The organism is Paenibacillus sp. J14 (genome assembly GCF_000518465.1).
Classification (GTDB): domain Bacteria; phylum Bacillota; class Bacilli; order Paenibacillales; family Paenibacillaceae; genus Fontibacillus; species Fontibacillus barengoltzii.
Genome location: NZ_JADQ01000036.1, coordinates 1 through 13,259, shown reverse-complemented (window position 1 = coordinate 13,259; position 13,259 = coordinate 1). Strand labels below are relative to the sequence as shown.

The following is a 13,259-nucleotide window of genomic DNA, read 5'->3' as shown; positions in this document are numbered from 1 at the left end:
TATAGGTAACAAACTTCTTTTAAATATGCTGGATATATGCCTGCAGCAGTTGCTTTAATTCAGCAGAATGCGCAGCCAGTTCCGGGACGGCAGCTAAATTGGCTAGCATGCCTTTGATAATCGCGCGGCGCGGACGAAGTTCCAGAATTTCACGCTCCAAAATTTGCAGCGTCTCCAGCGCCTCCTGATGCCTGTCTGCGTCAGTGATGGCGCCAAGGTGATCGCGAAGCCGTTTGACTGCGATGATCGGATGTTGCTGCAAATCCAGGCTGCCTGGGGCCCCTTCGGTCATCAGCCGCAACGCCTCTTCGGAAATCAACGGCTCAGGACGGTTGCATAACTGATGCTCGGCTGCCAGATCAAGCAGGTCCATCAAGTGGTTTGCCATTTGATCCGGCGAGGCCGAAACATGGGGCTCGAACAGCAATCGGATGTACATGCCAACCATACCGTAAGCGATCGTTAACAGATCCCCTGTGTACGGTTCGATTTTCGGCCCATAGATCGCCTCCAGCTTGTTCTTCCCATGCTGTAACAACTTGGCGTTGTGTGCTTTAACCGAGGCAGGTTCTTTGTAGGGCGTACCGTTTTTGTGCCAATCCTGAAACTGCATAATCAAGAATTCGCGCAACTCAAGCACCAGTTCGAGCATGACGATGATTTGACGGCGCAATTTCTCTTTAGGCGTCAATCCTTGCTGGAGCTCCACCTGCATCAAATGGTCAAGCAGCATCTGGTAACAGTAGTCGAACAAGCTCTGCTCCAGTTCCTCCTTCGATTTAAAGTGAAGGTAGAGACTGCCCTTGGACATCCCGCAAGCTTCGGCGATCTCCTGCATCGACGTGGCAGATGCACCCTTGGCCGAAAACAGCTGCATGGCCGCACGTAAAATCAGCTTCTTCTTGTCGATGGATGGATGAGACAAATAATTACTGAACCCCCTTCCTCTGACTCACGGGTTCTCATTCTGACTTAATGGTCATTTCGATTATAGTATAAAGCCCAGGCGGATACAAATGAGCGTATGTACATTTTTCCACACACCAGTAGGAAGAATTCGAGCGTTCATGTAGAATATAATCACATGCATCAATAGGTAAAGAGGGAGTAGTAAGATGAGACGGGGACTTCAAATCATTCTTATCGCCGCAATATTATTTGCTTTCTATTATTTCGGATTTGGCGTCTTCGGTAAATTTGGGGGCACGCTCGTTAGTATCTTCCAAACGCTGACCGTCATTACGATCGGCTTTGCCATTTTTATGGAGAACCGCAATCCTTCCAGCACGGTGGCCTGGATTCTCGTACTTGCTTTGCTGCCGGTTGTGGGGCTGGTGCTCTATTTTCTGCTGGGTCAAAATTACTTCAAGCGGCGTAAATTCGATAAAAAAGCGGAGCAAGATCGCCTTAGCTATGAGCGGATCGATCGCAGTGCTCGCCCGTTGCCTCGGGATTTGTCGCAGTTTACTCCCAATCAACAGCGCTTGCTGCATCTGTCCCAGCGGCTGGCTCGCACGCCATTCTCCATGGCAACCCGCACGTACGTGTTGACCAACGGGGAAGAGACATTTACGAACCTGCTGCGAGAGCTGAAGAAAGCCCAGCATCATATCCATATGGAATACTATATCTACCGTGCGGACGATATCGGACGGGAAATTCAGAAAACGCTTATAGAAAAGGCACGGGCCGGGGTTGAGGTCCGTTTTATGTTTGACGCGGTAGGCAGCATTGGCTTGCCCAAATCGTTTACCGCAGAACTGCGCGCGGCTGGAGTAAAGGTGGGGATCTACGGGCCGATGCGTTTTTTGTCTTTATCGAGCCGAGTCAATTACCGTAACCACCGCAAGATCGTGGTGATTGACGGCAATACTGGATTTATCGGCGGCCTCAACGTCGGCGACGAATATTTGAGCCGCAGCAAGACGTATGGCTTCTGGCGAGATACGCACATGCTGGTGAAAGGGGAGGCGGTCCGGTCGCTGCAGATTATTTTTCTGCAAGACTGGCAGTACGTCACCGGGGAGAAAATTATGGATCTCGCCTATTTGTCTCCGGAACTGGAACAGGGCTGCAGCGGCGCGGTACAGATCGTGCCAAGCGGGCCTGACAACGAAAGTCGGACGCTCAAAAACATCTTCTTTGCCATGATCACCTCGGCGAAGAAGTCGGTATGGCTGGCGACGCCGTATTTTATTCCGGATGAGGATATCCTGACTGCGCTGCGCGTGGCCGGCTTATCGGGGATTGACGTGCGGATCCTGTTCCCGGCGAGGCCGGATAAATGGTTGCCGTTCTTGGCTTCCCATTCGTATTTCCCTTCTTTGCTGGAGGTCGGGGTGAAAATTTTCGAGTACGAAAAAGGCTTCCTGCACTCCAAGCTGCTGATCGTTGACGGGGAAGTGGCCACGGTCGGAACCGCGAACATGGATATGCGCAGCTTCCATTTGAATTTTGAAGTGAACGCACTCCTCGTGCAAAACGAGAGCGTCGCTAAGGTCGTCAACAATTTCGAACGCGATCTTCTGTCGGCGAAGCTGATCGACAAGGATGAATTTATGAATAAGAAGAAAATCCCGGTACGTCTCGCGGAATCCGCGGCCCGGCTATTATCTCCGCTGTTATAACAGGGTTAGAACCTTGTAGAGAATGCGGAAAAAGGAGAGTGTACAGCATGGAACCCACATCGGAACGCAAAACCGAGCATATCCGGCTCTGTCTGGAGGAGCAAGTGAATGCGGAGGGCATCCTGAACGGATTTGAAAAATACCGCTTTCGCCATAACGCCCTGCCCGAGCTGGATTTCGCCGAGATCAGCCTCAAGACAACGTTTCTTGGCGCATCGTTGCGGACGCCGTTCTTGATCAGCTCGATGACCGGTGGCAGCCGGTTGGCCGGCGAGATCAATATGCGTCTGGCGGAAGCGGCGGAGCGGCACGGTTGGGCCATGGGCGTCGGCTCGGTCCGGGCCGCTGTTGAGCGGGAAGAGCTGGCGCATACGTTCGCGGTGCGGCGGTTTGCGCCGAGCATACCGATCATCGCCAACTTAGGCGCTGTGCAGCTCAACTACGGCTATGGACCGGATGATTGCAAGCGGGCGGTGGAGATCGCCGGAGCGGACATGCTGGTGCTGCATCTGAACAGCCTGCAGGAGGTGTTCCAGCCGGAGGGAGATACGAACTTCGGCGGGCTGCTGCGGCGGATCGAGGAGGTATGCCGAGAACTGCCGATTCCCGTTGGCGTCAAGGAGGTCGGCTGGGGCATCGACGGCGTGACGGCAAAACGCCTGCGCGAAGCAGGCGTCGCCTTCGTCGACGTCGCGGGCGCCGGCGGCACCTCGTGGAGCCAGGTCGAGAAGTTCCGCGGCAGCGATCCTGTGCGCCGCGCGGCTGCGGAGGCATTCGCGGATTGGGGCATCCCAACCGCCGAATGCATCCGCGAAGTGCGGGCGGCGGTGCCCGACGCCGCCCTGATTGGCAGCGGCGGCCTGAACACCGGTGTGGACGCGGCCAAAGCGCTGGCGCTTGGCGCGGACCTGGCCGGGTTCGGCCGGGCGCTGCTCGAACCGGCCGTGCGGTCGGAGGCACAGCTGGACGCGCTGCTAGAGCGCGTTGAGCTGGAGCTCCGCACGGCCATGTTCGGCATCGGCGCCGGGAGCATTCCGGCGCTGAAGAACACCTCGCGGCTCGTGCGCCGCGAGTAGCGGGGCGTACCGCATCCTTGATTGAAGAAAGGGATGTTGGCCGTTCCCCTTGCCGTTTTTAAGGCATTATCCCGCTAATTCAGGTATCCCTTTCATTCAGTTCGGCAGGGAAGGGGGGATACGAATTCCTTTCGGTGGTGTTCACTTTGGGCCTTTGATCCTTTGAGCCTTTTTTTCCTTATGGGGCACCTTTTAGGGGGGCATTACGGGATTATCCCTTTTTGTCAGGGACGCTAGTGTGGCAGGATATCTGTAACTTGAGACTAGGGTTACATCTGAGATCAGCTTCTTGGGGTGAATCTTGGGATGATCATCTTGGGATGAATCTTGGGGTGAATCTTGGGATGATTCTCTTCTGATGTTCTCTGTGATAAGTGCTCCCCTGCAGCCTGAAGTTGTATGCTCTTCCCTGGCTGATTCAGCGGGATAATGGTGAGAGGACGCCGGCTCAAATAAGTGCGCTTGCGATAATTCCAACCAATTTAGTAAGAATTTTATTGCAATCGGGGGGAATCCCTATTATATTGAAGAAAACACCGGTCTGCGTGGACGGCAACCTGACATCTTCTTCGATAAGAACCGGCAACCGGTAAAATACATAACGACTTCAAACCTGTGTTCATTACACGGCTTTGATGTTAAAGAGAGGGAGATGGATATGAAACCTTCATTGTGGAAGTGGAGCACGAGAACGGTGGTGACCATCGGGATTGGGGCTGCGCTCTATGGAGCGACCAGCTGGATTGGCATCCCGATTGCCCCGGATACGCAGCTTCGGCCGGCGATCGCTTTGTTGGCGATTTTTGGTGCATTGTTTGGACCGGTGGTTGGTTTTATCGCCGGATTTATCGGACATGTGATTAACGACTTGATTACCAGCGGCACCGTTTGGTGGGGTTGGGCACTTGGCTCCGGCATTACGGCGGCGTTCATGGGCCTAATTTATTTGGCGAAGGACTTCAACGCTCAGGAAGGGCAAATGAAGAAGAACCACGTGGCCTGGTTTGTGGTGTATGGAATTGTGGGGATTTTCGCTTCTCTGGCGTTTTCCGGGTATTTTGATATTCTCGTGATGGGGGAACCCAACGATAAAATTTTGGTGCAGGTTGTTTCCGCAGGGCTGGCCAACCTAGCCGTGTTTCTCATTCTGGGATTACCGGCGGTGCTGGCTTATGTGAGACGCAACCGCAGCAACTCGAATTTAAGCGTGGATAGATAGGAGTTTACTGAACAAATGCAGCCAGTCATCTCTTTCCGACATTTCAGTTTTCGGTACAAAAATCAAAGCGAACCTACGCTAAAAAACATCCACTTAGAGATCGCACGCGGGGAGAAAATATGGATCGCCGGCCCCAGCGGCTCCGGCAAGTCAACGTTAGCCCATTGTATCAATGGGCTAATTCCCTTTTCTTACGGCGGTGAAGTTTCGGGGCAGCTGCTGCTGGAAGGTCAGGATGCTTCGGCGATGACGATCTTTGAGCGCAGTCGTCGGGTCGGCACGATCCTGCAAAATCCGGATGCCCAGTTCGTTGGTCAGACGGTTGGCGAGGATGTAGCGTTCCAACTGGAAAATGAGGCGACTCCGCAGGATGTGATGAAGGAAGCTGTGTTTTCGGCGCTGGATGTGGTGGGTATGCGAGCCTTTGAAGCCCGGGGCCCGCATGAGCTCTCCGGCGGGCAGAAACAGCAGGTATCGCTGGCCGGCGTACTGTCGACGCAAGCGGATATCTTGCTGTTTGACGAGCCGCTGGCGAATTTGGACCCTGCCAGCGGGGCCAAGGCGATGCGGTTAATTGACGAGATTCACCGCAACCAAGGAAAAACGGTGATTCTGATCGAGCATCGCGTCGAGGATGTGCTGCTGGAGCATATCGATCGCGTCGTTGTCATGAACGAAGGAGAGATCGCCGCGATTGGCACGCCGGATGAGCTGCTTGCTGCAGGGATCCTCCCTCAGTATGGCCTGCGCCAGCCGCTCTACTTGGATGCGCTCTCGCATGCGGGGCTGTCGTTGTCCAACTTCACCGACTTGACTGACCCGGCTTCATTACGACTCCAAGAACCTGTTGGGATGCCAAATGGTGCAAGGGAAGGAAACGGACAAGGCGGCAGTGAACGGATGAAGGATAACGATGCGAAGATCACGGATGATGGCGATGGTCACCGGATTCAGGATGATCGCGAGCGGACGGGGGCAAGTGAGCTCCAACTGCGGGAGCGGCTTGAGACCTGGGCCGCTTCGGTTCCGCCGGTTGTACGGAGCAGCGCCGGAGAGCCGCTGCTTGAGCTGCGGGGCGTGTCGTTTGCCTATGAGCCGGGGACGAATGCAGTAGAGGACGTTTCGCTGACCGTCCGCGCTGGTGAGACGGTGGCTCTGCTTGGCAGCAACGGGGCAGGCAAATCGACGCTGTCGGGGTTGATCACCGGCTTGCTTAAGCCGAGTAGGGGTGAGATCCTGCTGTCGGGTGAGGTGATCAACGGCTGGTCGATTCGCCGACGCGGCGAAGCGATCGGCTATGTGATGCAGCACCCGCATCACATGCTGACCCAGCATATCGTGCGGGATGAGGTTCGCATTGGCCTCGCGGCACGCGGTGTGCCCGAAAGCGAACGAGATCAGCGAGCGGATGAGGCGCTACGGATTTGCGGGTTGTACCCGTACCGCAACTGGCCGGTTTCTGCGCTGAGCTTCGGGCAGAAGAAAAGGCTGAGCATCGCAGCCATCTTGGCACTTCAGCCGCAGCTCATGATTTTGGACGAGCCGACGGCGGGACAGGATTATCGGCATTATACCGAATTTATGGAATTTATCGCCCAGCTGGCTGCGGAGGGAATGGCTTTTCTGTTTATCACGCACGATATGCATTTGGCCTTGGAATATGCGGATCGGGCAGCGGTAATGGCAGGAGGTCGAATTATCGCTGAAGATACGGTGGCACGGATTCTCGCAGATGGAGATCTAACCGCTAGGGCGAACCTGCGGGAGACGAGTCTGGCCCGCTTCGCGAAGGCTCAGGGGCTCACCTCGCCTTCGCGCTTTGTGGAAGCTTTTATCGCAGCGGAAAAGAAGGTGAAACGAGCATGAACCAAACGAGCGGATTATACGTTGCCGGGGAATCTTTTTTTCATCGGATGGATGCCGCCGTTAAGCTGATCCTGCTCCTGACCTGGACTGTCGTTACCTTCCTGTTCATGGATTTGCGCGTATTTGTCGTCATGCTGGCCGGCGGGGTTACGATGCTGCTGCTCGCCCGGGTTCCTTTCCGAAAAATGGCGCTGTTATTTTGGGCTCTGATGGTTTTTACTGTGATTAACAGCATTTTTATTTTGCTGATTACGCCTCGCTTCGGCACGACGCTAACCGGAAGTGATACGCCGTTCATCCCGCTGGGTTATGATACGATTAATGCAGAAACATTGTTTTACGTGTTGACGCTGTCGCTGAAATATCTCACGCTGCTGCCGATCACGCTGCTATTTATCTTTACGACGCACCCCAGCCGTTTTGCAGCCAGCCTTAACAAGCTAGGTGTGCCTTACAAACTGGCTTATGCGGTTAGCATTGCTTTTCGCTACATTCCCGATCTGACGAAGGAATTCCGCACGATTCTCAATGCGCTGCAGATGCGCGGGCTGGGTATCTCTCGCGGCGACGGTACGCTGTTGCAGCGGGCGCGCAATGTAACACAGGCGGTTGTGCCGCTGCTGCAATCCTCGCTGCAACGGATCGAGTCGGTTTCCGATGCCATGGACCTGCGCGGGTTCGGCACCAGGCCGCAGCGAACCTGGTACATGGGCACCGTCATGAAGGGGAGCGATAAACTGATCGCACTGCTATGCGTCGTGTTGCTGGCGACCGGGGTAGGTTTGAAGCAAAGCTTGCTTCAAGGCTTTTGGTATCCGTTTGGATAGATGATACACCAATCTCCTTGAAATATTCCCGGCGTATCGTTACTATGGTTGAAGGAAGTTGAGCAATTACACGAATGAGGAGTTGTCAATGATATGGCTTTGAAAGCAGGCATTGTGGGTTTGCCGAACGTGGGGAAGTCCACACTGTTTAACGCGATAACCCAAGCGGGGGCGGAATCCGCCAACTATCCGTTTTGTACGATCGATCCGAACGTCGGCGTCGTGGAAGTGCCGGACGAGCGGCTCGACAAGCTGACGGAACTGGTGGTTCCGAATCGGACGGTTCCGACGGCTTTTGAATTTGTTGATATCGCCGGGTTGGTCCGCGGTGCGAGCAAAGGGGAGGGACTTGGCAACAAGTTCTTGGCCCATATCCGCGAGGTGGACGCGATCGTTCACGTTGTTCGCTGCTTCGAGGACGAGAACATTACACATGTGGACGGCAAAATTAACCCGATCAGCGACATCCAAACGATCAACCTGGAATTGATCCTGGCCGACCTGGAGAGCGTGGAGAAACGGATCGAACGCGCCAAGAAAAATATGAAGGGCGGCAACAAGCAATACGCCCAAGAAGTTGAAGTTCTGGAACGCATCAAGGAGGCGTTGTATAACGATCAGCCGGCGCGCAGCGTAGAGCTGACGGACGATGAGAAGCAGATCGTGCGCGATCTGCACCTGCTGACGTTGAAGCCGGTGCTGTATGCGGCTAACGTGAGCGAAGATGGCGTCAGCGATGCGGACAACAATCCTTTCGTACAGCAGGTCAAAGAATTTGCTGCGGCTGAAGGTGCCGAAGTCGTTCCGATCAGCGCCAAGGTGGAGGCGGAGATCGCGGAGCTGGAAGGCGAAGACAAGAAGATGTTCCTGGAGGAGCTGGGCCTGAACGCTTCCGGCTTGGATCGCTTAATCCAGGCAGCATACCGTCTACTGGGCTTGTATACGTATTTCACGGCCGGGGTTCAAGAAGTTCGCGCCTGGACGATTCGCAAAGGTACGAAAGCCCCACAAGCTGCCGGCGTCATTCACTCCGACTTCGAACGCGGTTTTATCCGTGCAGAGGTTGTGTCTTATGAAGACCTCGTTGCTGCCGGTTCGATGAATGCAGCGCGCGAACGCGGCCAACTGCGGTTGGAAGGAAAAGATTACGTCGTTCAAGACGGCGACATTATGCATTTCCGTTTTAACGTTTAATTTCATTCCGAGTAACAGCGAAGCAACACTGCCTTAGGGGCGCAGCATGGATGTGAACCCTGGGGCAGTTTTTTATTTGCATTTTTTTACTTTCGAATAGAAAGTGTTCGGAGAAGTGTGCACAGTATACCTTTATCATAGAAAATATACATATGGGAGAAATTTGCGTTGTTTTCATAGATTCGAGTTTGTATACTTAATTCAAGTTTGATTCATTCTTACATCTAGGGGGAGTTTCGTCATGAGTATGGATTATGCCTTGCACCGCAAGTCCCAGTTGGATACCCGGGAATTGCTGTTGCTGGAATCCGAGGTGAAAAATCAGGGAAAAAACATGTTTGTAGCATACATTCTGTGGTATTTCCTTGGGATTGTTGGAGGACATCGTTTTTACATGAAGAAAATCGGAACGGCCGTGACCCAGTTGATCTTGTCCCTGACCGTGGTTGGGCTGATTGTAACCGGGATCTGGTGGATCGTGGATGCTTTCCTGGTACATACTTGGGTGAAACAGCATAACGCCGAGGTGGAGAACCGGATTATTGACCGAATTTTCTATGACCGCGGCAGATCTCCGGAGTTTCCGATTTAAATATGTGGACCAAAAGCGATCTGACCACAAGCGAGCTGCTGCTCCTGAATTCAGAAATGAATAAGCGCGAAAAATCGCTGGGCCTGGCATATCTGATGCTGCTGGCCGGTCATTTGGGCGTGCATCGTTTCTACTTGAAGCGGATCGCCAGCGGGGTTATACAGCTGTGTTTATTCATCCTGGCGATTGGGCTTTACTTTGGGTTTGCCATTGCGTCGGCGATTGAAAGCGTGGATTCGCCCGATACGAGCTACTCCCTGTTTTTGCTTATCCCCGTCATATTGTTTGGGTTGGCGCTGACCGTATGGGTCATTGTCGATGCTTGCTTGCTGCCTGGCATGGTCCGGAATTGGAACGCAAAGCTGGAGCAGTCGCTGATCGAACAAATCGCTGCCCTTCGCTCGCCGGCAGGCTTTACGAAGCCCGGCGCGGATGGGCTAGGGGAACGTGGCCGTCCGCTTGATATTTAGGCAGCAGTTTTCATCCATTCATGAAAAGGCGCCTTTGCGGCGTCTTTTTTTGAGGTGGAAAGTTCCTAATTGGAAGTTGGAGGTCTGGGCGAATGTGATCTAGCCAAAACATGACCTCCATGATATAATAAAAAGTCGTCTATCCCTGAAATAATAATTAGTGGATAAGCGGCTTTTTATAAGATCTTGTGATCGAATGAAGAGAGGTGATATCCCTTGTTGGACCGACTACAATCCTTGGCTGACCGTTACGAGAAGTTAAGTGAACTGCTCTGCGATCCAGACGTAGCGAACGACTCGAAACGACTGCGGGATTACTCCAAAGAACAATCGGATTTACAGCCGGCTTATGAGGCGTACACCGAATATAAGAATGTAATCGGAGAGCTGGAAGCGGCCAAAGCGATGCAGGCCGAGAAGCTGGATGATGAAATGCGCGAAATGGTAAAGATGGAAATCGAGGAACTGACCGCGCGCCAGCAGGCTTTGGAAGAGAAAATTCGCATTTTGTTGCTGCCAAAGGACCCGAATGACGATAAAAACGTAATCGTAGAAATTCGCGGCGCGGCCGGAGGAGACGAGGCGGCTCTGTTCGCTGCCGACTTGTACCGGATGTATACGCGGTATGCCGATTCTCAAGGCTGGCGCGTCGAAGTGATGGATATGAATGAAAGCGACCTAGGCGGATTCAAAGAGGTTATCTTTATGATTAACGGCAAGGGCGCTTACAGTAAACTGAAATACGAGAGCGGCGCGCATCGCGTGCAGCGTATTCCAGCGACGGAATCCGGCGGACGGATTCATACGTCGACCTCGACGGTTGCCGTGTTGCCGGAAGTTGAGGAAGTGGATATCGAGATTTTGGATAAAGATATCCGGGTCGATACCTTCTGCTCCAGCGGTGCAGGCGGTCAATCGGTTAACACGACCAAATCTGCCGTGCGGGTGACTCATATCCCAACCGGTATTGTGGCTACTTGCCAAGACGGCAAATCGCAGAACTCTAATAAAGAGAAGGCGCTGCAAGTATTGCGTGCCCGCATCTATGATATGAAACGTCAGGAAGAGGAAGCGAAATACGCCGGCGAACGGAAAAGCAAAGTGGGTACCGGGGACCGCAGCGAACGGATTCGGACTTACAACTTCCCGCAAAGCCGGGTGACCGATCACCGGATCGGCTTGACCCTGCATAAGTTGGATCAGGTCATGAACGGCGATCTGGATGAGATCGTATCGGCGTTGACGATTGCCGAGCAAGCTGAACTGATGGAAAAAGGAGAATAACGTGTTGCACAAAGAAGGATACCGGATGTCCGGTGCAATGACGATATGGGAAGCCCGCAAAGAGGCTTCTTCTTTTTTAGCGGCGGCGGGCGTGCGGGAGCCCGAGTCAAATGCGGAGCTGTTGCTCCGCCATGTGCTGGGCCTAACGGGCGCGGCGTATTTGGCCGCGCTGCGTGACCCGTTCCCGGCGGACAAGCGGGACGCCTGGGAAGCGGTAATCCGCCGCAAGGCGGCGGGTGAGCCAGCGCAGTATATCATCGGGGAGCAGGAGTTCTATGGATTGACCTTCCGGGTCAATCCGGCAGTGCTGATCCCCCGGCCGGAAACGGAGCTGCTCGTGGAGCGCATCGCGTTGGAAGGCGATGCGTTGTGGCCCGGCGGCGCACCGTACGCCGCCGACATCGGCACGGGCAGCGGCGCGATTGCCGCAGCCCTCGCCCACCTGCGCCCAGCATGGCGCGTCGCGGCGAGTGATATCTCGCCGGACGCCTTGGCGGTGGCGCAGGACAATGTCCGGCGGCTCGGCCTTGCGGTGACGTTCAAGCAGGGGGACCTGCTTGAACCTTTTGCCGGCGAGCCGCTGGACATCGTGGTGTCGAATCCGCCGTATATCCCGGCGGAGGACATCCCGCACCTGCAGCCGGAGGTGCGGGACTATGAGCCGCGCGGCGCGCTGGACGGCGGTCCGGACGGGCTCGCACCCTACCGGACCATGATGGCGCAGCTCGCGCTGCTGCCACGGCCGCCTCGCCTCATCGGCTTCGAGCTCGGCCAAGGCCAAGCGGCCGATGTCGCGGCTTTGCTCCGCGCCGCCGGCTATTGGGACGAGATCGTGACCGTCCCCGATCTCGCCGGCATCGACCGTCACGTGCTCGGAATCGCACGAGGGTAACCCGCGCAGCTGCAAAGTTTGAACGTAACGGCTGATGGCCGCGCCGGGGCTACCCCTTTCTGCCGATTCTATGAAAATGGGTGGATCTCCTCAACCAAAAGCCGCTATTTTTGGAAGGATAGTTTCATAGAATGTGGTATCTCAAACCGAAAGGAGGAGATATCACATGGCGTTTACACTGACGTTTCCGTACGCGCAAGCTGCCGGCGTCGGCCAAGGGTATTTCGTGGCCGCCGACCCGCTGGGCCCAACCGGGATTGTAACGGTTCAGGCTACAGTGGGTAACGTCGAACTCCGGATTACCCGGTACAACGCTCCTGACTTTATTCAGACTGTAACGCAAGGCAGCACATTTTCCGTTCAACTGAGCAACATCCAAACGATCGGAATTTTTGCGCTGACGGCAGCGACGGGAACGATCACCTTGATCACTCCCGTATAACCTGCTCCCCCTCCATTCCCTTTCTTATCCCGACCCCACTAGGGCGCCGGCGCACGCGTCGGCGCTCATTTTTTTGCAATAAGTCTGTCTTTTGCCCTCTTTTTAAGGATTATCCCGTTGCATCAGTTGCTGTGTACACTCGAAACAACAATAGAGACTACCTATGGGGGAAAGGTTCGTTTCCTACCTCTGAACGAAGGGGATAATGGTACAAAGAAGACGAAAGGGATAATTATGCAATGAGATGCCGGAATTGTACATAGGGGACATTAGAGCCCAAGAGCCGGATTGATTTCGGAGCTGGTTTTAATCTTAGCACTGGCGTATTATTCGAGTTTTTTATGGTAAATGTATCTATTCGGGTCCTCTTTTTACGGATTATTCCGTTGCATCAGATCGTAGGGGGACGCGTAACAATAAAGACTGAGGAAAACAATGAGTAACAGTAACAAAGGATGAAGAAGTAGTGCTGCTAGACTAAAAAGTAGACATGGAGAACCGAGAATCGGGTAAAATGAATCTATCCAAATTCGAGGTGCTACCATGACGAAAAAATACGATAAAGAATTTAAACTGCAAACGATTCAGATGATCCAGGAAGAAGGGAAAGCGGTGGCGCAGGTCGCCCGCGAACTGGGGATCAGCGACAACACCCTGTATCGTTGGATGGCGGAATACAAGAAAGACGGCGCACAGGCCTTTCCAGGCAGTGGGCAACTGAAAGCCGACGATAAAGCAATGAGAGATCTTCAGAAACGCCTTCGTGATCT

At 54.1% G+C, this 13,259-nt stretch carries 13 protein-coding genes; 12 read left to right on the top strand and 1 reads right to left on the bottom strand.

All coding sequences use genetic code 11. The features are described 5' to 3' along the window. Window positions 1–19: 19 nt before the first annotated feature. A complete protein-coding gene (locus tag M891_RS23965; protein WP_051417018.1) occupies window positions 20–925 on the bottom strand; it encodes a TetR/AcrR family transcriptional regulator in 906 nt (301 codons plus the stop codon). A gap of 190 nt (window positions 926–1,115) precedes the next feature. Here M891_RS23965 and cls point away from each other — a divergent pair, with 190 nt between their 5' ends. From cls to M891_RS0114145, 12 genes are all read left to right on the top strand, one after another. Further along, complete coding sequence (gene cls, locus M891_RS0114200) at window positions 1,116–2,627, top strand: cardiolipin synthase (RefSeq protein ID WP_028539311.1); 1,512 nt, start codon at window positions 1,116–1,118, stop codon at window positions 2,625–2,627. A gap of 47 nt (window positions 2,628–2,674) precedes the next feature. After that, on the top strand, window positions 2,675–3,703 hold the full coding sequence (gene fni / locus M891_RS0114195; RefSeq protein WP_028539310.1) for a type 2 isopentenyl-diphosphate Delta-isomerase: 1,029 nt from the start codon (window positions 2,675–2,677) through the stop codon (window positions 3,701–3,703). 658 nt (window positions 3,704–4,361) lie between these two features. Then, entirely contained in the window at window positions 4,362–4,922 is a 561-nt protein-coding gene (locus M891_RS0114190) for an ECF-type riboflavin transporter substrate-binding protein (RefSeq protein ID WP_036700577.1), read from the top strand. Window positions 4,923–4,937: 15 nt separating this feature from the next. Next, window positions 4,938–6,788, top strand: a complete 1,851-nt coding sequence (locus M891_RS0114185; RefSeq protein ID WP_028539308.1) for an ABC transporter ATP-binding protein — start codon at window positions 4,938–4,940, stop codon at window positions 6,786–6,788. Then, on the top strand, window positions 6,785–7,615 hold the full coding sequence (locus M891_RS0114180) for an energy-coupling factor transporter transmembrane component T family protein (protein WP_036700567.1): 831 nt from the start codon (window positions 6,785–6,787) through the stop codon (window positions 7,613–7,615). Before M891_RS0114185 ends, M891_RS0114180 begins: the two co-directional genes overlap by 4 nt. A 93-nt stretch (window positions 7,616–7,708) precedes the next feature. Next, window positions 7,709–8,809 (top strand): redox-regulated ATPase YchF, encoded by a 1,101-nt coding sequence (gene ychF / locus M891_RS0114175; protein ID WP_028539306.1) that lies wholly within the window; start codon window positions 7,709–7,711, stop codon window positions 8,807–8,809. Between the two features lie 247 nt (window positions 8,810–9,056). Beyond that, complete coding sequence (locus M891_RS0114170; protein WP_028539305.1) at window positions 9,057–9,401, top strand: TM2 domain-containing protein; 345 nt, start codon at window positions 9,057–9,059, stop codon at window positions 9,399–9,401. A 2-nt stretch (window positions 9,402–9,403) separates the two neighbouring features. Beyond that, window positions 9,404–9,871 (top strand): TM2 domain-containing protein, encoded by a 468-nt coding sequence (locus M891_RS23960; RefSeq protein WP_051417012.1) that lies wholly within the window; start codon window positions 9,404–9,406, stop codon window positions 9,869–9,871. A gap of 216 nt (window positions 9,872–10,087) precedes the next feature. Continuing rightward, window positions 10,088–11,155, top strand: coding sequence for a peptide chain release factor 1 (gene prfA, locus M891_RS0114160; RefSeq protein WP_016314183.1), 1,068 nt, complete (start codon window positions 10,088–10,090; stop codon window positions 11,153–11,155). 4 nt (window positions 11,156–11,159) lie between these two features. Continuing rightward, window positions 11,160–12,047: a peptide chain release factor N(5)-glutamine methyltransferase gene (gene prmC, locus M891_RS0114155; RefSeq protein WP_028539304.1), complete on the top strand. Its 888-nt coding sequence runs from the start codon at window positions 11,160–11,162 to the stop codon at window positions 12,045–12,047. A gap of 166 nt (window positions 12,048–12,213) precedes the next feature. Next, window positions 12,214–12,489 (top strand): hypothetical protein, encoded by a 276-nt coding sequence (locus tag M891_RS0114150; RefSeq protein WP_028539303.1) that lies wholly within the window; start codon window positions 12,214–12,216, stop codon window positions 12,487–12,489. 543 nt (window positions 12,490–13,032) lie between these two features. After that, a partial coding sequence (locus M891_RS0114145) for a transposase (RefSeq protein WP_028539302.1) occupies window positions 13,033–13,259 on the top strand: 227 nt, incomplete at its 3' end.

Coding starts and splice junctions, on each gene's coding strand:
- M891_RS23960 (WP_051417012.1), top strand. CDS start 9,404: ATGTGGACCAAAAGCGATCTGACCACAAGCGAGCTGCTGCTCCTGAAT.
- M891_RS0114185 (WP_028539308.1), top strand. CDS start 4,938: ATGCAGCCAGTCATCTCTTTCCGACATTTCAGTTTTCGGTACAAAAAT.
- ychF (WP_028539306.1), top strand. CDS start 7,709: ATGGCTTTGAAAGCAGGCATTGTGGGTTTGCCGAACGTGGGGAAGTCC.
- M891_RS0114170 (WP_028539305.1), top strand. CDS start 9,057: ATGGATTATGCCTTGCACCGCAAGTCCCAGTTGGATACCCGGGAATTG.
- M891_RS0114180 (WP_036700567.1), top strand. CDS start 6,785: ATGAACCAAACGAGCGGATTATACGTTGCCGGGGAATCTTTTTTTCAT.
- M891_RS0114190 (WP_036700577.1), top strand. CDS start 4,362: ATGAAACCTTCATTGTGGAAGTGGAGCACGAGAACGGTGGTGACCATC.
- cls (WP_028539311.1), top strand. CDS start 1,116: ATGAGACGGGGACTTCAAATCATTCTTATCGCCGCAATATTATTTGCT.
- M891_RS0114150 (WP_028539303.1), top strand. CDS start 12,214: ATGGCGTTTACACTGACGTTTCCGTACGCGCAAGCTGCCGGCGTCGGC.
- fni (WP_028539310.1), top strand. CDS start 2,675: ATGGAACCCACATCGGAACGCAAAACCGAGCATATCCGGCTCTGTCTG.